We start from the raw sequence: 22583 nt of genomic DNA on the forward strand, positions 1-22583 counted from the left end.
CCAAAACCGCTTCATTCATCTTCACCTGTAATCTCTTAAATGTTTTAATTCGCTGTAATTGCCATAAATAACTTTTCTTAGAAATCAAAAAAAATAGACGAACTTTATTATTTTCGCCATTTTTCTTAATTTATTTCTCATATAATATATTTTATTTTTTATCAGGAATTTATACATCTAGAGAGCAATTTACAGTATGAGCTATTTACATGTCCATATCGCAGTGACTATAGTGTACACATTACTTTAGTTCACTGCGGTCAGCTTGGACAACCTCTAAAGCTTCCTTTAAAATCTCCTCAACTTTATTCAGAATGCTGTCCGCATATTCCCTTGTACCCAGCCTTATTTCTTTTGCATTCTTTTGTGCATTGGAGATTATCTCATTTGCTTGATCGTATGCTTGTTTGGAAATTTCATGCTCATCAACCAATGCAGAAATTTTGCTTTCCGCTTCCTTAACTACATTATTAGCTTCCTTCTGGGCTTCCATAAGTATCCTTTGTCGTTCTTCCTTCACCCATTTGGCCTGTTTTAAGTCATCCGGCAGCTTCAGCCTCATTTCTTTAATGATTTCCAATATCTCCTCCCTATCTACAAGACATCTTCCACTAAACGGCACACTAACACTCTTTTCAATTATATCTTCCAAAGTTTCCAAAATAGATAGGATCTCCATTATATTCCTCCCAATCACTTCGTGATTTTGTTCATTATATCCTCTCTTATACACTCCGGTACAAGTCCTTCTATATTTCCGTTATTTCTTGCCAATTCCTTGACCGCACTAGAGCTTAAGAAAAAATAGTTTATATTTGTCATCATAAAAAGTGTTTCAACATCAGGATCAAGGTTTTTATTTAATAATGCCATCTGTAACTCATATTCAAAATCCGATACAGCTCTTAACCCCTTAATAATTGAACAAGCATTTTTTTCTTTGATAAAATCTATAAGCAATCCATCAAAAGACTCTACAACAACATTATCCCTGTCCTTCAATACTTTCTCCAAAAGCCCTACCCTTTCCTCCAATGAGAAGGCCGGATTTTTTCTGGAATTGACAAGAACTGCTACAATCAATTTATCGCATAGCTTTGCTGCCCTATCTATTATATCCAGGTGACCATTGGTCACAGGATCAAAACTTCCGGGATATACACATACCTTCAAATTACCAACCGCCTTAAAATTTTATTTAGCCATGATCAAAAAATAACTCGCCATAAATTTCGCTCATGTATTGACTTAACTCGTCAACCCCCGCATAGAAATCGGAAGTAATTTTTCATTTATTCCTTATTATAAAATGATAGAATCGTTTTCCCATACTTTTGACTTCTAAATCGCTTAATTTCTCCAACTTGCTCAGGAACTTTATCCATTTCTTCGTGTTCTGCAACTATTAGACCATTGTCTATAATTATATCACTATTTACCAAATAATTTAATGTTTCTTCAACAAAATTTTTTCTATATGGTGGATCCATAAAAATCAAGTCGAATTTTCTTCCTGCATCAGATAGCTTTAAAATAGCTGATCTAACATCACAGTTTAGTATTTGTGATTTTTCCAGAAGCTTTGTATGTACTAGATTGTCTTTTATTATACCGGCACACTCACGGGATTGGTCCACAAATACTGCTTCTTTGGCACCTCTGCTCAAAGCTTCTATACCAAGGCTTCCGGTTCCGGAATAGATATCAAGCACTGTAGCATCTTCCAAATATCCTGCTATAATGTTAAACAGTGATTCCTTGACCCTGTCTGTTGTAGGCCTTGTGGAATTACCCTCTTTTGTTTTTAGCTTATGCCCTTTGGCAGAGCCAGATATTACCCTTAAAATAAGCATTCCTCCAACTTGTAATAAGGTATGCCTTAGAAATAGCGACCTATTCTCGAGGACAAAATCACGACGATTTAACGGGGTTTTGGACGATAAGAATCGGATGTTATTTCTAAGCCATTCCTTATTAATCTTTCATATAATGTTATTTTATATTATGATTTCTAATTGTCAACCCCAATATACACACTATAATACATTATTCGATTATAAGAAGCTAAGTCCTTCTATTTTTCCCTCAAATTTTTCTTTTACAGCCATTTTTATTCTTATATTTTCGTCACTTGATAGCTTCGGATCCTCTGTAATGATATTAATGGCTGCTTCCTGTGCTATTTTAAGTATTTCCATATCCTTATACAGGTTTGCAATTTTAAGCTCCGGCAGCCCATGCTGCCTGGTTCCGAAAAATTCTCCCGGTCCCCGCAGCTCCAAATCCTTTTCCGAAATAACAAACCCATCATTGGTTTTTTCCATAACCTTCATTCTTTCCTTAGCTACAGCACCCTTCCCCTCATTAAATAGTATACAGAAAGACTCCTCCTCACCTCTTCCTACCCGACCTCTTAATTGATGGAGCTGTGATAACCCAAATCTTTCAGAGTTTTCCACAACCATAACAGTTGCATTGGGTACATTAACTCCCACTTCAATTACTGTAGTTGAAACCAATATATCCAGATTTCCCTTAACAAAGTCACCCATTATAGCCTCCTTGTCTTTGGGTTTCATTTTACCGTGAACAAGTCCCACCCTCATATCTTTAAAATCATTTTCGGCAATAGTACCTGCCAGCTCGTTTGCAGACCTGGCACTTATTTCTTCAGATTCTTCAACAAGAGGGCACACCATGTATATCTGTCTTCCCTCTTTAACTTTTTTTCTTATAAAGTCATATATCCTTTGCCGCATACCATTATCTACCGCATATGTTTTAATGGGCTTTCTACCTGGAGGAAGCTCATTTATGATGGAAATATCCAGGTCTCCATATAGTATAAGAGCAAGTGTTCTTGGTATAGGTGTTGCAGTCATAACAAGAACATCTGGATCATTCCCCTTTTTAGACAGTACAGCCCTTTGCCTAACTCCAAACCTATGCTGCTCATCTGTAACTACAAGTCCTAGAGAATTAAACTCCACCTTGTCCTCTAAAAGTGCATGAGTGCCTATGAGAATTTGAATTTCACCTTTTTTCAATTTCCCGATGGTTTCTCTTTTTTCTTTTGCAGTCTTGCTTCCTGTCAGAAGAGCAACATTTACGCCAAATCCCTTAAACAGCTTTGACATGGTTATATAATGCTGCCCGGCCAAAATCTCTGTAGGAACCATCAATGCTCCCTGATATCCACTTAAGACCGCCTTATACAATGCAAGTGCAGCAACAACTGTTTTACCGGACCCTACATCTCCCTGAACAAGCCTGTTCATTACCTTATTGCTTTCCATGTCATTCTTTATCTCACAAAAAACATTTTCCTGTGCACAAGTAAGAGAGAACGGCAAAGCTTTAATAAAAGCATCCATTCTATCATCATCTTTATTAAACTTTATGCCCTTGTGTTCATTTGTTAAGGTAGCTTTTAAACTCAAGAGCCCTATCTGCATAAAGAAAAGCTCCTCAAACACAAGTCTGTATCTGGCATTTTTAAAATCTTCAAAGCTTATTGGAAAATGTATGTTTGAATAAGCATAATTTATTTCCGGCAGTTTATATTTTTCTTTGATTGATGGAGGTAGTGATTCCTCAACATTGCTGCCAACAGCATCCATAGCACTTCTTACAGCAGCTCGTATAACATTCTGTGACAAATCCATTGTAGATGGATAAACAGGCACAATTCTGCACATGTTTTTAAATTTATCTTCGCCCGCCTTCTCGTATATAGGGTTCTGAATCTCTATAGAATTGAACTTTCTTGCAATCTTTCCAAAGAAAATATATTTCTCCCCCGGTTTAAATACATTTTTAATATATGGCTGATTAAACCATGACGCAGTAATAGAGCCCGTTTCATCCTTTATAACAAGCTTGCTTATTGTAAAACCTCTTTTAGGCCGGTGCTCGGTAACCCTGGATGATATTTGGCCCTCAAAAGCACATTTCTCATCATCCTGGAGCTCATTTATCTTTTTTATATTATTCCGGTCTTCATAATCACGAGGAAAATAAGAAACCAAATCTTCAATATTGTAAATCCCTAGCCTGTGAAACAGCTTTTCTCTTACTTCTCCAATTCCTTTTAAATATTTTATGGTTTTTTTCATAACCTCTTTTATATTATTATTTCGAGTATTTTCTTCCATATAAAATTCTCCGTCTATAAAAATCAATTAATTTTATTAATTTGTCTATCGCAAATCCCGTTGAACCGATCTTTATTCGCTCTGCCAAATGTAATATTAATGTTGATTTTTATGTATTCATCTTTCTTTTGCAGGTAGAGCATATATTTTATTTATTTGTATTTTATCATATAAAACCGGCATTCGACATGTAATTTTCCGGTTGAGGTATTAACAAATTATTAATTAGGCAATTCTGCATTTCAAAATGTTGAACTAATGATATTACCCATAGAATAATTGAATAATCAATTTTTTGAAATGCACCAAATTTTATTTAAAATCAAATTTTAAATAAAATTTGTAAAAATCACTTGCAGTATCCACATGTATTGTGTTAGAATTATATTTGCTTTGGGTAAAGCAAACAAATATTAATATAAATATTTCTCCAGACTAAAAGGAGGTGTAGATATAATGGCAAAGTGTGAAGTTTGCAGCAAAGATGTTCTCTTCGGATTGAGAGTGAGCCACTCAAACAGAAAGACTAACAGGAGTTGGAAACCAAACATCAGGAAAGTAAAGATTGTTGATAAAGGTACAACTAAATCAATATATATTTGTTCAAGATGCTTGCGTTCAAACAAAGTAACAAGAGCTGTTTAAAATCAAAAAGAATTTTATAGTTATGGCGTGTAATACACCATAATTTCCTAAACATTAAAAAATAAAAAAGCATTAAGCTTTTTTATTTTTTATCATTTTTAACTCATCTTTAGTACTTTTTTAAGTAAATTCCCAACTAACTTGGGCATTTTCAATACCAAAATCTTCATAATAACCACTCCCGGCATTATTTTATTACCTAAATTAAAAGTGTTAATAATCTTCCATTTGACTTAGACAAATGGAAAAGATTTATCACTTTTTATTATAGTATATTCAATTATGCAATTTTCGTGAATATCTGATGCCTATTAAAATATTATTAATCTTGATGAATATTATTTATCCTGTATTAATATAAATTATATATAAAATTCCTTGTACGAAACCGTTTGCAATTTTGTGCCCTTGATTGTTGTCATGGCTAGTCCTAAGCATTTTATAAAAACAATAATAGAAACTGGAGTGATTTACTTGTATGTTATATTCATTAAAAACTACAAAGAAAAGATTGCTAGGACATGCATATTGCTATCAGCATGGTTTGCTTTATTTATATTGGTCAATTTTATTTTAAGCAAAAACATGAATTATATATTAACGATAAACAATTGCTTGTCTTTTTCATGCCCTGCCGATTTTACAGTTGAAAATGTATTCATAAATGAAGCTAACAAGGACGGATCAATAGAAACTGGGTTGCCCTTTATTAAGCCAAGGACTGAGACCTTTAAAAATTTCATATCTGAGAAGGGCAAATTCGGCTTCGACTACCCATCCATTTTCACTATAGATGAGCAGGAGCTATCCGGCAGCGACATACTCTACCATGTGGAGTTAAAGTCGGAGTATTCAAATGGCTTTGTGCAGGTATGGAATTTACCACAACCTCTGCCTGAATTTCTTGAAAAGGCCAAATCAACGTCACAGCTAAATTATCAATACTTTAGCTCAAAACCAATTAAACTAAACAATTTGGATGGATACGTTTGGGATTATTCAATAATTGACAAAAATGGAAAGCAGATAAAATCAAATGAGGTTTTCCTGCAAAAAGAAGGCAAGCTTTACAGGATAAGCTATTTTATCCCTGAAGAATCGTGGAATAACTATCAGAAAAAGCTGTTTTATGATATTGTAAATTCATTAAAGATTTATTAGGAGTGATTTTTAACATCTTAAGGCATAATCAAAAAATAACTTCCGCTATAAATTTGGCTCATGCGTTGACTTAACTCATCAACACTTGCGTAGAAAGCGGAAGTAATTTTTAATCATACCTAGGATGGCTCCCAGCTTATTTCAATCACATCACCCGGTTTTATTTCATCTGTAAAAGCTGCCTTCTCACCATTTAGCTTGAACACTGCATTTCCCTTACCTGATGACAAATCAAAATCTATATGATTAAACACGTCAATAAAAATATATTGGGGCTTATTTCCTTTAAGGATAGTGTTCTTACCGTTTACAGTAACATAGAATGATTCGTTGTTTGTTTTCTCACCGGTATTAATAATTGGATCATTTATAGCAAATCCATCAAAATCTGGCTTATCATCAGCTCCAAGTCCAACTTCTACAACATCACCTTCTAAAAGGGTATATGATACATCCGGTTTATTTCCATTGACTATAACCCTGGATTTCTCCATATCAAAACCATACAACTCCAAAAGATCATTGACACTTGTTATATCCCTCACAAGAATTGAATCACCATCTGACATATTCAAATATTCCTCTACTTCATTTCCATTAACAAAAATATGAGTTCCTGTGTAAATGAGATCTCCATTAAATTTAATACTTCTTTTAGGTTTGATTTCAGTGTAGTCCGAAAGCTTAGCTTCAGCATTCCTGCCATGTATAGAAGGTTCTACTATTATTTGATCTCCAGGTTTTAAAACAGTATCTAGGCTTGCAGCTTCTCCGTTTACGAAAATTCTTGCTGCTTGTCCATGCTCACCTTTAATAAATTTTTCTTCACCGTTAAGTGTAAATCTGATGCTTTTACCCGATCTGCCTATAAGAGAGTTTGAGTCAAATCCTATAAGAACCAGTGAATCTAATACTGTAAGCTTCTTTGAGTTAAATAGCCTTATTTTTTTACCGTTAAGCGTAACGCTTAGAAAGTCATGCCCTCTATGATTAAGTGCTGTAACAGCTATTCCAATAGGGGTTATCGCTTCAGGACCTGAAAGTTTTTTCCCACTGAATTTGATATTGTTGATATTATCACGGTTTCTTAGTGCAACCCTATCATGAGGAATCTTTAGTATTTCAGCTATCATCTCAGTAAGCCCTGGTATCTGACTTCCTCCTCCTATAAGGAATACTGCGTTTGTAGCCTTCTGATTCAATTCGAGAATTTTTTCCGAGACCACCATTGCCAGGTTTTGTATGGATGGTTTAATATCTTCGAGTACTTTTGCTGCGTTTATAACATGCTTTTTACCCATTATGTCCTTGAAGGATATACTATCTGATGAATTTTTTGAAAGTGATGTCTTTATTTCCTCTGCAGTATTGAAGTCTAAAAGATACTCCCTTGCTATTCTCTCAGTCAATTCATCTCCTGCAACAGGTACCATGGCATATGCTACCACACTCCCATCTCTTGTCAATGCTATGTCTGAAGTTCCCGCACCTATATCTACCAGTGCCAGATTCAGCAGCCTCAGTTCAGACGGAATGGTTACATTGATGGCCGCAATAGGCTCCAATGTAAGATTGATCACCTCAAGACCAACTTTATTCATAACTGTATAAAGGCTGTCTACAACAACATGAGGAAGGAAAGTAGCCAATATATGAGCTGCTATAGTTTTTCCCTTATGGTCGGTAAGGTTTGATATAACATAACCATTGAGATAATAATTAACTACGCTGTATCCCACACAATAAAACTTTGTCTGACCAGTAGGAGCTTCATTTTCATCAAGAATTGCCTGTGCTTTTTGTATACCTTCCATCTCCAAACCATTAATAAGCTCCCTGTCAATTGACACTCCCGGGTCAATCTCCCTCTCAACCTTTACCTCACAAGTCTTTAATACCCTTCCTGCTGCTGCAATTGCAACCTTTTCAAGCTTCATACCTATCTTTTTTTCCAGCTTATCCTTTACCTCTCCTGCAACTTCAGCTACCTTTTCAATATCATGGATTTGCCCATTAAGCATTGCCCTGCTTTTATGCTCTACCACTTCTGCCGCGGCAACCTTAAACTTGTCTTTTTCCATGTATCCAACAATACCTACAATTGTTCTTGTTCCTATATCCATGGAGAAAATCATGTCTTCCTTCTCTACACCAGTCAGACTCTCCAGGGATTTAACCTTGCTATCTGAACATATACTGCTGCTATCCTGGTCCCCAGTGCTTTTGTTTTTAATCTTCTTTACAGCTTTGTTAGTTTCGGTAGACATAGCAACACCTCTTTCAAACAGATTATTTATATCAAAAGTGATTTATATTTTACTTTATCTTTTTATTATCCACCTGTTCCTTATAGTATCTGCAGAATATTGCAACCGGACAATCATCGCACTTTGGCTTTCTTGCCACGCAAATCCTTCTTCCATGCCAAATAATCAAATGATGTGCTTTCGACCATTTTTCCATCGGTATATTTTTTCTTAGTTGCTCCTCAGTGATATCTACATTTTTTGCATCAGCCAGTCCAATTCTGTTGGAAACCCTGAAAACATGGGTATCCACCGCTATAGCAGGAACATTAAATGCATTGCTCAATACTACATTGGCAGTCTTCCTTCCAACTCCCGGGAGCGACACAAGGTCCTCCATATTATCAGGAATCTTTCCCTGAAACTTTTCAACAAGTATATTGCACATTTCTTTAATATTCTTTGACTTGTTTTTATATAGGCCAATTTCCTTAATTTCCAATTCCAGCTGGCTTTGGTCAAGCTTCAGAAAATCCTCCAGTTCAGGATGCTTCAAAAATAGTTTATCTGTGACCTTGTTAACTGTTTTGTCAGTTGACTGGGCACTTAACATGGTAGCCACCAGTAACTGGAACGGAGTATTAAAATTCAGCTCACAACGTGCATCAGGATATGTTTTGTCCAGTATTTCCAATACTTCTTCTATTTTGTTCTTCGAAATAATATTATTGTTCTTTTTCATATATTGCCTGCTTTCTACTATATCGTAATCTTGTTCAATTTTTATTATAGCATTTTATTGATACCCAACTGATATATAACGTTACAGTTCGGTATCTATATACCCTGAACAATTATTTTTAAACATTTATATAATTACCTATATTAAAAGTGTTAATAATCTTACATTTGGCGGAGCAAATAACGAACGGCTCAACGGGATTTGCGACAGACAAATGTAAGAGATTTATCACTTTTAATCTAGATATAAACAAAGTGGTTTTTATCCGAAAAATGCATAATGCTAACATTATTTAATGTATTTTTAAGATCTTTGGAAGTTTTTCTAACCTGCTTGAAGGTTGTTCCTGCTGTAATCAACACAACAGGGATATCTCCAAGTATTTTAGCCCTTTCGATATGATCGTACCTTGAATAATCTTTCATAAGCCTTATATACTTTATTGAGTTTTTTACATCAACTTTTTCAAACATTCCTGCAAGTTTTTTATTCCTTCCTGATTTTCTGAATACTCTGTGTACAGAAAGAAGTTTAAATCCTATTTTACGCCTTAACATTAACTTCAATAGCCGCAAACTAAAAAATTCAAAAAGCAATAAATTCATCCAAATTGGAAAATATATCATTGTCTCGACCAAAATAAGTTTAGAAACCTTATGACTATGCCTTATTGCATAATCTAAAGCAATAATACCTCCCATACACTGCCCAACTAAAATAAAATTATTAAGGCCCAATGCATTTGCAAATTCATCCACAATATCGGTCAGTCCTTTAAAATCATAATCAATTAGACACTGGGATTTACCAAAGCCAGGAAGATCAATGGCATATATCTTACACTCCTTTAGCAACCTTCTGTAAATCAAAGACTTAAAAACCCTATTGTTCTCATTCCACCCATGGATACAAATTACAGGCTGTCCTTCTCCAATGGTCTCATAATTTAGCATTATACCCCTAACCGTAATTTTCATACCTTTTCACCTTTAAGAATCCTGTAAAATGCAGGGAGCTTGGGATTCTGACACTTGCATTCAATGCATAAGTCCTCTGCTTCTAATGGATAGCATTTAACATTTTCTTTGGTTTTTAAAATATCTTTTAATTCTGCCTTGCTAAAACAGTACCCTCTGGGCTTACCTATAGACCCATGCATCCTTTGCCAGAGGACATCAATGGGAGTGACAAATACATTTCCAAAACTCAAAGGCACAAAATCACAGGGGTATAAATTGCCTTCGCTATCTATGTAAGAATGCTGTACTGCTGCACCACATCCAAACTGTCCATCTGATTCAAAATATGAAAACACAGATGCCTTAGGTAGTTTCTTGTTATGGTTACACTGAATGTGAAAATCAATGAGCTTTCTTTCTTCTTCAGCATTTAACAGCGAGCTACTGTCAGAATCAAGCCTGCCACAAGGTAATGGCTGAATTATTCTCATCTCATCCACCCCTAATTCCTTCATAAACCTTGCAAAATCATAGAGTTTATTGTCAGCTAAAAGTTCCCTGGTGCACACTGTTTGCACCATAGTATAAAGGCCTGCCTTTTTAGCATGGTTAATAGCTTTAATTGCATGGTCATAAGCACCTTCAAAACCTCTTCCCTTGTCATGCTCTTTAGAATCCAAAGAGTCTAAGCTTATGGCTATACCAAGTAAACCTGATGCTTTTAGCTTCATTGCCCTTTCATAGGTTAGTCCATAACCTGTAGAAAACACAAATGACACACTTCTGTCATCTATACTGGAAATTATTTTCTCCAGATCATCCCTAAGCAGCGGTTCACCTCCTGTAAACCCAATTATACCGGTACCCATATTCTGTATTTTCCTTACAAGTTCAATCATTCTATCAGTATCTGTATCACATTGGATGCCTCTTTTTGCGGCACTGCAGTGCCAGCAGTCATACATGCATTTGGAGGTAGCGGAAATGTATATGGAAATAGGTGCCTTCCGCTTTCCTTCAGTATGGCTTAAAAAAATTTCGCTGCCCTCTCCCGGCACTGCCGTGAGAATGCTTCTATATGCCTTTGAATTTAACGGCGGCATGAAGGAGTTGACTATGTACATTCCTTCATGTTTTACAATTCTATCGTTTTTTATTACATTTAGCCCTGCCTTAATAAGATTTCTCATCCTATAACTTCTGTTTTTAGAAAACATATTGTGAATATCCCAGCCTAGCTTAATACATTTCCTATCAAATACCATATTTAAAATCACCCAAGCGTTCATAAGCATTTATATCCAACCCCCAAAACAAAATCATGAGTAATACTTTTTATTCTAAACTTCTCCAATAGCAGTGAAATCTGATTTTTTATACCGTTATCCTTCAAATGGAGCATAACGTCAAATCCTGCAAGGGCACCGGTTGACGTCACCCATCTGGCCGCATCATCCGTTGAATCAAAACTGAAAGAATGGCATCCATGGGAGGTTTTTATTTGATCAAACCCACAAATACGAAACCATTTATTTAGTTGTTTTTCATTCTTAGGATTTGGGAGTTCCATCATCAATTTATTTATTTCAGTTGAATTATCGATCAATAAATACTTGTATATCTTTCTTATTTCCGGAAGGGTGGCCTTAGTATTAACAATTATACCTATCTGCCCTCCATTTTTAAGAACCCTCCAACACTCTCTAAGTACCTTTAAGGGCGGTTCATACTTTAGTGCCCAACTGCAGACAATTACATCCACCGTACCCGATTCATGCTTTTTTAGAAAATCAAGCATTGAAGCCTCTGTCAACTTAACCTTTCCACAAAGCTTCTTATCCGCTTCCTTAAGCATACCACTGGAAATATCTGAAGCATGGATTAGGGCATCGGGATGTCTTTCATAAATCCACTTGGAATTAAAGCCGGTACCGCAGGCCAGATCCAAAACCCTTGCTTCATTGGGTATACTAAGCATTGACAGCATAGAAACATTGTACCTGTGCATAACATCTATAAACTCATTATCATAACCATGGCTAACTTCATTGTAAGATTTGGCAATATCCTGTTTCTTTACAGTGTTACCTGTGATAAAATTCTTTGCCACATTAAAATACAGCTTTATTCTCCCCACTCTTTCACCCCTGAAAAAACATATTCGAAACTACTCACATTTGTGGTTTGACCATGGATGCCGTTGCACTTCATCATTTCAACAAGCTCTTCAGGTTCTACTAAAACAGTTTTCTCACCAAGGCTTCTTTCAAAAACATAAATAAACTTGGATACTACTGAGCTTGGTCTAAATTCCTGAATAACTATTCTGCCCCCCTGTTTAAGTATCCTTGCTGCCTCTTTAACAGTATCCTGCTTACTTCTTATATGGTGCAGGCAATCCCGCATACACACAACATTGAAATAGTTGTTTTCTACCGAAATATTCTCTGCTGATGCGTTAATTATTTTTAGTCCGGGGCATTTTTTCAAGGCAATTTGCGTCATTGGAGTACTTGGATCAATTACGGTAACTTCTGCATTCCTATGGTGCATTATTTTTGCCAATGTTCCGGTACCACCGCCCACATCTGCCACCTTTAGCCCTTCTAAATCACCTATATGGTCAAGAAGAAGAGATTCATTGGAAAGTCCGGTAATTTCCATAAAAGCATCATAAAACCTTGATAGTTTGTTAAATAAAAAGCTCATATTCTCATCCTTCAATACTTCCTCTTAATAATTGCATTTCATTCCTTAATTACTTTTCATCAAGCGTTAATTCATCAAGCCTTTTTCTCATATAGTCATAGTCAAAAGATGAGCATATTCTCCTATTTTCTTTGTCAAGAATCCTATAATGCTTGGAGATAATGTTCTGCTGTATCTTTAGCTCATTTTTTAATTCAATATCCACCCACCATATCTTTCCACCCATAGTTTTTTCATAGCTGGCTTCACACTTGTCAAATGCCAATGTGGTTATAATATCCTGGGGATGACCGCCAAATATCATTTCAAGAACCTCGCTGTCTTTGAATATGGTGCACAAGGCAACTGCACCCATCCATCCGAGACTTGCCCGCCCTTTCTCAATTTGTATGAGCGTCTTTTTAGATATGCCTAAAACCTCAGCCATTTTATCCTGCGTATAATCCCTTTCATATCTTATAAGTTTAAGCTTTACATCTATATTCCTAATAAATTCATCTCTCGTCATAACAAAGTTACTCCTTTAGTGTAATTTTACACTAAAGGAGTAACTTTGTAAATACGTATATGACTTTAATTATCTCTTTTGCTGTATTCCACCAACTGCTTCATTTCTTTATACAGCTAACTTTTAAATACTACTCATTATCCTTATTAAGCAGGGATTTTATAGCTCTGGCCAATACCTCAGTAGAATCTGAGCTGTTCATTGCATCCTTTATCTTATCCTCCCTATTCTTTATTTGTTTTTCCGCAGAAGAATGCTTTGTTTTCTCATGATTATTTGCATTTTCATTTTTACTTTCATTTTTACTTTCATTTTTGCTCATTGCCAATCTCTCCCTCACCTTTTTCGCAAAACATAATAGCATATTCAAAACTTTATATATATAATTATCGGATTTCTTTATAAAAAACATTATTTCATAGAAATAAAAAAAGATGTTGAGGCTTTTATGCCAACAACACCTTTTAAATGTTCCATCTTACTTTTTAACTACGCCCTTGTCCTCTGATAACTGCACTTGCAGTGTGAGAGTCTCTCCATCTCTGTAAACTACTACCGCAACAGTATCACCAGGCTTATGTTTCACTTTGAGTTCATTAATTTCCTCAACTGATTTTACAGCTTTTCCATCAAACTTGGTAATTATATCTCCGGCTTTTATTCCGCCTTTGTAAGCACCGGAGAAAGGTGTAACCTGTGCAACCAATACTCCCATAGGAACATCATACTGCTTTGCTACTTCCTCATTGAAATTCGGATCACTTTCGATTCCAAGAAGCGGTCTTCCCTTAACATATTTAAACTCCATAAGACTGTCGGTAATTTCCTTGGCTTTATTAATCGGGATTGCAAAGCCAAGTCCTTCATAACCGTTTTCTCCGATTTTCGCAGTATTTATACCTATTACCTGTCCCTTTGAATTTAACAATGCTCCACCGCTGTTTCCAGGGTTTATAGCTGCGTCTGTCTGAATAAGCCTGAGCTCCTTGCCATCATCTATAGGAATTGTCCTGTTCACACCGCTTATAACTCCTACTGTTACAGATCCCATATATTCAAGACCTGCAGGATTACCAATTGCTACTGCCAATTCCCCGATCTTCAGATTATCTGAATTCCCAAACTCAACAGCAGGAAGGTTTGTTGCATTTATTTTAATTACAGCCAAATCAGTCTTTTCATCTCCACCGATAATATCCGCTTCATATGGCTTATCCTTCTGGCTAGGCAGTATAACCTCAAGCTTTGCATTACTTCCACGAACACTTTCTGCTGCTGCTTTCACAACATGATAATTTGTCATGATGTAACCGTCGGGCTTTATAATGATACCAGAGCCTTCAGACTTTCCTTCCTGGCTCATATCGAAAATAAAGCTTTTTGTTTTGTATGTTACCCTTATTCCTACGATTGAAGGGCTAACCTTTTCAGCAATTGCCGTTACTGCAGAATCTTCAGTCTGAACAATTTCTACCTTCTTAATTGTTCCAGCATTTTCATTGGTGCCTGATGATGTATTAGAATTGTCACTGCTTCCTATAAAGTTACTGAAAAAGCTTTTGGATGAAGGCTGCACAGCTGGTGCTAAAAACTGAAAATATGATCCTACAATTGTACCGCCTATCATTGAACTTACTACAGCAACAATAACAAGCTGTAATATACTAGGATTTCTAGTCTTTCTGGGCTTTTTAACAGACTCTGTATAGAATGTGCCCTTTTTCATGCTGTCACCAGGATTGCTGCCATATGAATTCCCAGAGTTTTCTTCGCTTCTTGTATTGTTGTAACTTACCGCTTCTACGCTGCTAACTTGAACTATATCGCTTGGACCTCCCTGAGAGGTAACTTCAACTGCTTCACTAAATGTATCCGTATTAGCATTAAATTCATTAATTTCACCCTCATTATAAGGGTTTGCATTAAATTCATTTCCTCCGGCCGCTTGGTAATTTGAATTTGTGTCATTCCCTGACACAGGTTCTTTCTTCTCGAATTCATTATTTCCAAAATTCATATCATCCATTATTAAAACTCCTCTCCAGTTATTAAGCTGTTTGTTTGTAATTATGAATATTTAAATACAGAAAATTTATCAACTTAAATCCTATAATACTATTTTAAGAAACTATTTTTAAAAAAATATGAACAAATTGTTAACTTTGAGACCCTTTATCAGCTGATTTATTTAAAGTAAATGTGAACTTTGCCCCATGACCAGGCTCACTTTCAACAGATATCTCCTGTCCATGCTCTGAAATGATATTTTTTACAATTGCAAGGCCCAAACCAGTCCCTGACTTGTCTTTCCCCCTTGATTTGTCTGCTTTATAAAACCTATCCCAAATAAGGCTTATCTCATCTTTATCGATTCCCGGCCCGTTATCCTCTATTGATACGCATATCTTATCCCTTTTCTTAATGGTACTTATTTTTATCTTACCATCTTCCTGGGTAAATTTAACGGCATTATGGACTAAATTCAGTATAACCCTTTCTATGGAATCCACATCACCATTTACATACATGTCCTCCGATTCAAAATAGGCTTCTATGTCGATATTTTTACTTACAAGAAGGCTTTCTATCTTTATTACCGTCCTTCTTATGAGTTCGTTAATGTTAAAATCAATAAGGTTTAGCTTAACTTCTCCACCCTCCATCCTGGCAAGATCCAAAAGATCGTTTACCAATCTATTCATCCGGTTAACTTCATCCCTCACAATTGTAAGGTAATAATCCTGTCTTTCAAACGGAATAGTCCCATCAAGTATACCTTCAATAAACCCTCTTATGGAAGTCATCGGAGTCCTGAGTTCATGGGAAACATTGGCAATAAACCCTCTTCTCATCTCCTCCAGGTTCCTTAATGCTTCAATCATATTGTTAAAGCTCACTGCCAGTTCCCCTATTTCGTCTTGGGACTTTATGTTAAGACGTTTCTGGAACTCACCTCCTGCTATAACCCTTGCAGCTTCATTAATCTCTTTTAAAGGCTTGGATATCCTTCTCGAGAACACATAAGCCAATAATATGACGATAATGACGGAAATACCCACCGCATAAAAATAGAACATTATAATTGACCTCTGAAGTTCATAAACATCAGGAATTGAAGTACTTAAATATACGGCACCAATAAATTCATTTCCCATATTGTCTTTTATTCTGATGGGTTTTTCTATGGTTAGCCTTCTTTCTCCAAACAGCCCGTACAAGTCGTTTTTCTCCACCACATCACTACCTGATAACATAACCTTACGGTACTGCTTTTCATCCGGTAATCTGAATCTTTTATTTTCAAAAACAAGTTTCCTTGTTACATCATGCATTTCACTTGAATTAAGCTCGGGTTTTGCAAATCCAATATACCCTTGTTCATCTACAATCCATACATAGGAATGAGTATACTGTCTTACTTTTTCCATTTCGTTTGTAACGATTTTTTGAAGATACGCCTCTATATACTGTCTTAACAAATAATCATTCCCAACTATATCCAAATCATAGGTTGCATAATCATAAAAAGCAGCGATAATGCTATCTGCATTGCGCTTTAAGTCACTCTCCTTCTCGGAGTAGACGAAACTATCAAGCATAAAATACAGCATAATTCCGGTTATGGAAAAGCTTATTATAATTATTGAAATAAAAAGAACTATTAGCTTGCTGAAAATTGATTTGAACATAAAACACCTCTGCATAGCTATAAATGACTATAGAATAGCTTTACTATTTCACTTCGAACTTGTAGCCAACACCCCATACAGTCTTTAATTGCCATATTTGATTATCTATCTCCATTTTTTCACGCAATCTTTTTACATGGACATCAACAGTCCTTGAGTCACCATAAAAGTCAAACCCCCAAACCTGTTCCAAAAGCTGCTCTCTGGTAAAAACCTTATTGGGATTAGATGCAAGAAAAAACAACAACTCCAATTCTTTTGGGGTGAATTCAATTTCCTTACCGTTCACCCTTGCCGAATAGTTGGTTCTATTTATAACCAGGTTTGGATATACAACCTCCTGAACATCTATTTCCTTATGCTCATACCTTCTTAATACTGCCTTGACCCTAGCTACAAGCTCCTTAGGCTCAAAAGGTTTTACCATGTAATCGTCTGCTCCTAATTCCAACCCAAGTACCTTGTCAAAAGTTTCTCCCTTTGCAGTAAGCATTATTATGGGAATACTGCTGATTTTTCTTATCTCACGGCACACCTGCCAACCATCCGCTCCCGGAAGCATTATATCCAGTATGACTATGCTAGGGGTATTCTCCTTAAAAGCATCTAATGCTTTTATACCATTATAAACAGGATATGCCTCAAATCCTTCCTTTTCCAAGTACAGTCGTATTAACTCACAAATATTTATGTCATCATCAACAATTAAAACCTTTGTTTTATTGGTCATATATTCTACCGCCTTTGCAGTTTTGTTCATGTCTAGGAAATTGTAGTGTATTCACACTACAATTTCTCACGACAACAATCAAGGTTGACAAAATCAATTCTTGATTTTGTTCAATTATACCATACCGGTTTGAAACAATCATTATTTAAAATGTAAAAGAATTTTAAAATTTCAAACATAAATCCCAAGGCTTAGGAATCAGGTCTCTCTGTATTATCCACTCCATATCATTATTGACACCCAATAAATACAAATATATAATTTATGTTTGAATGATGTAACATGAAAGGATTGGTTACAATATATGAACCGTAATAAAATACTATGCACTGTTTTAGCTTTCTTCACACTTGTATCAAGCTTTCCGTCAAACTCATCCGGTTCAGATTTTAAAGATGATGCAAGCCCATCACCTTTAGTTACAATAACTGACTCCAATGACACTAACAGGTTATTGATTAAATATAAAAAACAAAAAAAGAATTCATTATCCAAAGATAGTATTATCAAAAAGCTGAAAAATATTAAGTTTCAGCATTATAATAAACTTTCAGGGACAGAAACCCTTGAGTTTTCTAACAGAAAAGAGCTGGAAACTGCCGTTAAACTGCTGGAAGATGACTCTAACATTGAATATGTTCAGCCCGATTATAAATTATATAAAAACGGAAGCATTCAAGATCCTTATTTTAACAATCAATGGGGTCTTGGCAACTCCGGTCAGGATATAAACGGAACCTCTGGCTTGCAAGGCTTTGATATCAATGTAGCAAGCGTATGGGAATCCATTGGAATAAACAATAATATCCTGGTAGGAGTGCTTGATACCGGAATAGACATAAACCATGAGGATCTTAAAGATTCAATTTATAAAAGTCCGGATGCTATTCTAAATACATATGATGATGATAATAACGGATACATAGATGATTATTGCGGCTGGGATTTTATAAACTCAGACAGCAGCGTTTATGATGGAGAAGAAGATGTTCACGGAACCCATATTGCCGGAATTATCGCGGCAGGTGCTAACTCTGTAGGAATCAGAGGTGTCGCCAGCGGAGTTAAAATTGTACCCTTAAAATTCATGAACGGTGTGGCAGGCTACACCAGCGATTTATTGGAAGCAATTGAATACGCAAAAAAAATAGGCGTAAAAATAGTGAACTGTAGTTTTAGCGATACCCATTACAACTATGCATTAGAACAGGCAATAAAAAATTCAGGCATGCTTTTTGTATGTAGTGCAGGAAATGAAAATAGTAATACCCCTTCATATCCTGCATCCTACAGACTTCCAAACCTGATTTCGGTAGGTGCAGTTAATAACAAGGGAAGCCTGGCTTCATTCTCCAACTATGGGCAGCTTGTTGATGTAGCTGCACCTGGAGTTGGCATATTCAGTACTCTTCCCAATAATTCATATGGATTCAGCTATGGTACATCTGTTGCAGCACCTTTTGTATCAGGTATTGCCGCACTCCTTTTGAGCTATAACACAAATTTCAATGCGTATGATCTATCTAATATTATAAAAAACACTGTAAATACCAAATTTACCAATTTAAATGGATATATAGCTTCAGGAGGGATTGTAGACGCAAAGAACGCCCTGGAATATGCAAAATCCTATATTCCCCCAGTATCACCTACAAGTACTGTACCTGCCACAAGTACAGTTACACCTTCTCCAACACCAAATGTCCAGCCAGGTACATGGATTATGAGATCAGTATTAGATTGCGGAAATAAAATTTTATCTAAAGTATCCTTAAACGATAAAATATATGCAATTGATATCAATGGTAATGTTCATTCCTATGATCAAGGTACAGACAAATGGACAAAGTCGGGTACCATAGATACTAATATTATAGATTTAAGCCATAAGCCAATTTTAGTAGCCCTTGATAATAAAATATATATTATAGCCGGCAATGCAAAAAATGTATATGAATATGACCCATCCAGCGGAAAGATAAACGAGAAGGCTCCTGCTTTGTTCAACAGAACAGGCGGTGCTGCAGTCGCCTATAATGATAAAATATATGTATCAGGCGGAGAAGATCCTTTAAGTTCTAAGGCTTTTGAAGTTTACAATCCCTCTAATGACAACTGGTCACAGTTACCCGGCATGCAATATGACAGATCCTCTCATTCCATTACTGTTTGCGGAACCAAAATATATTCAATGGGAGGTATCGCTTATCCAAACCTTATAGAGGAATATGATTTTAATGAAGGTAAGTGGAATGCTCTTGCCAGTGCACCATTAGCCATTAATTCCACAACAGCTGCCGCAATTGGCAGCAAAATATATCTAAGCTGCAAGGGAGATAGTACCGGCTTTGATTTATGGGAATATGACGTCTTAGCATGCAGTTGGACAAAAATAGAAAAAATACCTATGTATACAGCCCTTTCTCTGTTTAGTATTAATAATAAATTATATGCTTTAGGTGAAAGCCCTAATGGCAACAAAGCAGCTTTAGCAGAATATACCTTTGAAGCGACGCCATCAGTAACCCCAAGTCCATCATCTGCTTCAGCTACTCCTACCTTAAGCAATCAGGGAAATAGAACAATATCCGGCAAGGTTACTTTGAAGGATATAAACCTAAAAAAAGACCTTTCAATAGAAGTTTTCGCAGAACAGGATACAGGGAAGTCTTATACTGCCAACATCACACTGAAAAGAGATTCTCAATCTCAAAACTACTCCATAGCTATACCCAAAACAGAAATATCTGGAAATTACAGGATAGGATATTACATAACCTCAGAAGACAGCAATCTTCAAAAAACCGGTTATTACAGCTTTGATGGAAGTGCGTTTGATTCTGATCTTGCTTCTGTACTAAATTTAAACGGTAATGATATTACAAATATAGATTTGAACTTACTTAAAAAGAAAACTATTGCAGGTACTATATCCCTTCCAAATGGAAGCAGAGCTCCGGCAGGAGGTACTACCGTTTATTTGGAATTGGGATTTCCAGATGATGCATATAAAAATTCCAGACATAAACCGGATTATGTATATAATAAGACAGTTGTAATACCTGAAAACCAAACTTGTGTACCATTCAGCTTCTCAGTAATTGAAAACAACAATAAATATAAATATGTTTTAGGCTATGAAACAAACTCCGAAGGCTGCGTTATATCAGGATTTTACAATACAACTGGAACAGTATCAAAAAAGAACAGTGCAGGTTTCATTGATGTAAGTTCATCGGACCAGAATAACATTGACTTCAAAATACCGGGCTCAAAGTATATTTCCGGTATTCTTTCCCTGCCCGATGGTGTAACTGCACCAAAAGGCGGCTTATATGTACTTGTATCTGCAAAAGGAGCTGATGCGGACAGCAGCTGTGCTCCATTTCTTAATCAGTTTGTTATACCTGAAGGAAGCAAATCATTAAAATATTTTATCAATATATCTGACAATTCAATATCAGATCTTTATGTAAGCTATCAAGTTGATGAAAACGAATATGTTAAATATGGATATTACAGTAACGGAAACACTACGCCTTACGAAGGCAATGCATCCAAAGTTTATTTAAGCCCGCAGAATGCAGTAAATGTCAACCTTACAATCATCAAGGGAAGAACCATATCAGGCAAGGTGTATTTGCCTGAATCAAATACTGCACCAAAAGACGGAATTGATGTAGAAGTTGTTGCAAATGTATTTTTCGGCACTGATGCCTTAACCAACATTAAGTGCTTTAATGAAGCGGATTTGAAAGTATCATCAAAAGTTACAATACCGGAGAATTCCAATAGTGCTGAGTATATAATGACAGTCCCTCAAGACGGTTTCTTTTATATTGATTACTTGACTGAACAGGATAATTTTGTAGCTCATGGCTATTATACAGGGCAAGCAATAAGTACCGTTTATTATGAAAGAAAGAGTATTCTAAATCCTTCTACACAGAACTTAGCCAATTGTAATTTGGAGCTTCTCAAAGGATTCAAGTTCACATGCTCAGTATCTTTGCCTTCCGGTCAAACAGCAGCTAACGAAATTCCACTATTGATTGAATTTTTTACAATCAATTATCAGGCACAAGCTTTCGAAGTCGCATTTTCAAAGCAGATTACTATAAACAAGAACTCGTCAAAGGTAGATTTTCAATTATATTTACCTGAAAGCAAATATTATTTATCTTATTACAACCCGAAATACTCCGAGAACAGATATCAGGAATATGGCTTTTATAATCCAACAGGCAGCTTGAAGGATTTTGACTTTAATGGTAAGCTATCTGTGGGGCCGGACAGCCAAAACAAAGCACTTCTCACCCTTATTGAAGGTACAAGTTTGCCTAAGCCCTCTGCATCTCCTGGATTTTCACCGAACCCAGGCGGCCTTACCGTGCCTGTCCCCAGTATAAAACCAGGTTTATCATCTGCAGTTCCATCTTCTGCAGCATCCCCCACCGTAACACCAAAGCCGGTTACTACCGAGCATAAGCCCGCTGCCTTTACCGATATCTCCAGTCATTGGGCTAAAGACAGCATATTAGCACTTTTGACAAAAGGAATAATTGATGGATATCCGGATAAAACAATACGTCCCGATAAAGAAATCACAAGGGCAGAAATAGCCAAGCTTATAGTCATAATGCTAAACCTTGCACCTGGCGAAAACCCAGATATAAAATTTACAGATAAAGCAAAAATACCCTCCTGGGCTTTAGGGTACATTGATGTACTAACCAGAAAAGGTATTATTCAAGGTTATAATGACAACACCTTCAGGGCATCGAATAATGTATCAAGAAAGGAAATGGCGGTTATCATCATGAGGGCACTGGGTTATAAAGATGATGCACCATCTGGCCCGATAAACTTTAAAGATGCAAAATCAATACCACAATGGGCAATAAATTATATTGGGAAAGGAGCTGAACTTGGCATATTTAACGGCTATAATGATTCAACCTTCAGGCCTGATAAATATATAACAAGAGCTGAAGTATTTAAAATAATTGATAACAGTTTAGGTTTTGTAAAGTAGCATAA

The 22583-nt window shown here is 36.0% G+C and carries 18 protein-coding genes; 3 read left to right on the forward strand and 15 right to left on the reverse strand.

Annotated elements, in window-relative coordinates:
- Positions 1-241: 241 nt before the first annotated feature.
- The 4 genes from Bccel_RS08465 to recG form a co-directional block, all read right to left on the reverse strand.
- Positions 242-679, reverse strand: a complete 438-nt coding sequence (locus Bccel_RS08465; RefSeq protein ID WP_036937850.1) for a hypothetical protein — start codon at positions 677-679, stop codon at positions 242-244.
- Positions 680-693: 14 nt separating this feature from the next.
- On the reverse strand, positions 694-1173 hold the full coding sequence (gene coaD, locus Bccel_RS08470; RefSeq protein WP_036937852.1) for a pantetheine-phosphate adenylyltransferase: 480 nt from the start codon (positions 1171-1173) through the stop codon (positions 694-696).
- A 119-nt stretch (positions 1174-1292) separates the two neighbouring features.
- Entirely contained in the window at positions 1293-1853 is a 561-nt protein-coding gene (gene rsmD / locus Bccel_RS08475) for a 16S rRNA (guanine(966)-N(2))-methyltransferase RsmD (RefSeq protein WP_036937855.1), read from the reverse strand.
- A gap of 201 nt (positions 1854-2054) precedes the next feature.
- On the reverse strand, positions 2055-4154 hold the full coding sequence (recG, locus tag Bccel_RS08480; RefSeq protein ID WP_036937858.1) for an ATP-dependent DNA helicase RecG: 2100 nt from the start codon (positions 4152-4154) through the stop codon (positions 2055-2057).
- A 456-nt stretch (positions 4155-4610) separates the two neighbouring features.
- Between recG and rpmB the strand changes: the two genes are divergently transcribed.
- On the forward strand, positions 4611-4799 hold the full coding sequence (rpmB, locus tag Bccel_RS08485) for a 50S ribosomal protein L28 (RefSeq protein ID WP_036937860.1): 189 nt from the start codon (positions 4611-4613) through the stop codon (positions 4797-4799).
- Positions 4800-5273: 474 nt separating this feature from the next.
- Positions 5274-5960, forward strand: a complete 687-nt coding sequence (locus Bccel_RS08490) for a PsbP-related protein (RefSeq protein WP_036937862.1) — start codon at positions 5274-5276, stop codon at positions 5958-5960.
- A 119-nt stretch (positions 5961-6079) separates the two neighbouring features.
- On the opposite strand, the gene Bccel_RS08495 is transcribed toward Bccel_RS08490, so the two are convergent.
- The 11 genes from Bccel_RS08495 to Bccel_RS08545 all read right to left on the reverse strand — a co-directional run bounded on the left by Bccel_RS08495 (position 6080) and on the right by Bccel_RS08545 (position 17543).
- Positions 6080-8227: a cell division FtsA domain-containing protein gene (locus Bccel_RS08495; protein ID WP_081926779.1), complete on the reverse strand. Its 2148-nt coding sequence runs from the start codon at positions 8225-8227 to the stop codon at positions 6080-6082.
- A gap of 49 nt (positions 8228-8276) precedes the next feature.
- A complete protein-coding gene (gene nth / locus Bccel_RS08500) occupies positions 8277-8948 on the reverse strand; it encodes an endonuclease III (protein ID WP_036937865.1) in 672 nt (223 codons plus the stop codon).
- Positions 8949-9187: 239 nt separating this feature from the next.
- Positions 9188-9925: an alpha/beta hydrolase gene (locus Bccel_RS08505; RefSeq protein WP_036937866.1), complete on the reverse strand. Its 738-nt coding sequence runs from the start codon at positions 9923-9925 to the stop codon at positions 9188-9190.
- Complete coding sequence (locus Bccel_RS08510) at positions 9922-11202, reverse strand: radical SAM protein (RefSeq protein ID WP_036937869.1); 1281 nt, start codon at positions 11200-11202, stop codon at positions 9922-9924. Before Bccel_RS08510 ends, Bccel_RS08505 begins: the two co-directional genes overlap by 4 nt.
- Positions 11193-12044, reverse strand: a complete 852-nt coding sequence (locus Bccel_RS08515; RefSeq protein WP_050753284.1) for a class I SAM-dependent methyltransferase — start codon at positions 12042-12044, stop codon at positions 11193-11195. Before Bccel_RS08515 ends, Bccel_RS08510 begins: the two co-directional genes overlap by 10 nt.
- Complete coding sequence (locus tag Bccel_RS08520) at positions 12032-12631, reverse strand: class I SAM-dependent methyltransferase (RefSeq protein ID WP_036937872.1); 600 nt, start codon at positions 12629-12631, stop codon at positions 12032-12034. Before Bccel_RS08520 ends, Bccel_RS08515 begins: the two co-directional genes overlap by 13 nt.
- Positions 12632-12665: 34 nt before the next feature.
- Entirely contained in the window at positions 12666-13124 is a 459-nt protein-coding gene (locus tag Bccel_RS08525) for a helix-turn-helix transcriptional regulator (RefSeq protein WP_036937875.1), read from the reverse strand.
- 130 nt (positions 13125-13254) lie between these two features.
- A complete protein-coding gene (locus tag Bccel_RS08530) occupies positions 13255-13446 on the reverse strand; it encodes a hypothetical protein (RefSeq protein ID WP_036937878.1) in 192 nt (63 codons plus the stop codon).
- A gap of 156 nt (positions 13447-13602) precedes the next feature.
- Positions 13603-15150: a S1C family serine protease gene (locus Bccel_RS08535; RefSeq protein WP_050753285.1), complete on the reverse strand. Its 1548-nt coding sequence runs from the start codon at positions 15148-15150 to the stop codon at positions 13603-13605.
- Between the two features lie 130 nt (positions 15151-15280).
- The gene (locus tag Bccel_RS08540; RefSeq protein ID WP_036937881.1) at positions 15281-16813 is read right to left on the reverse strand and encodes a sensor histidine kinase; all 1533 of its coding nucleotides are present in this window, start codon (positions 16811-16813) and stop codon (positions 15281-15283) included.
- Between the two features lie 43 nt (positions 16814-16856).
- Positions 16857-17543 (reverse strand): response regulator transcription factor, encoded by a 687-nt coding sequence (locus Bccel_RS08545; protein ID WP_036937885.1) that lies wholly within the window; start codon positions 17541-17543, stop codon positions 16857-16859.
- Between the two features lie 304 nt (positions 17544-17847).
- On the opposite strand from Bccel_RS08545, the gene Bccel_RS08550 reads away from it, so the two are divergent.
- A complete protein-coding gene (locus tag Bccel_RS08550; protein ID WP_050753286.1) occupies positions 17848-22578 on the forward strand; it encodes a S8 family serine peptidase in 4731 nt (1576 codons plus the stop codon).
- Positions 22579-22583: the final 5 nt, after the last annotated feature.

This window comes from Pseudobacteroides cellulosolvens ATCC 35603 = DSM 2933 (assembly GCF_001262605.1).
GTDB classification, from domain to species: domain Bacteria; phylum Bacillota; class Clostridia; order Acetivibrionales; family DSM-2933; genus Pseudobacteroides; species Pseudobacteroides cellulosolvens.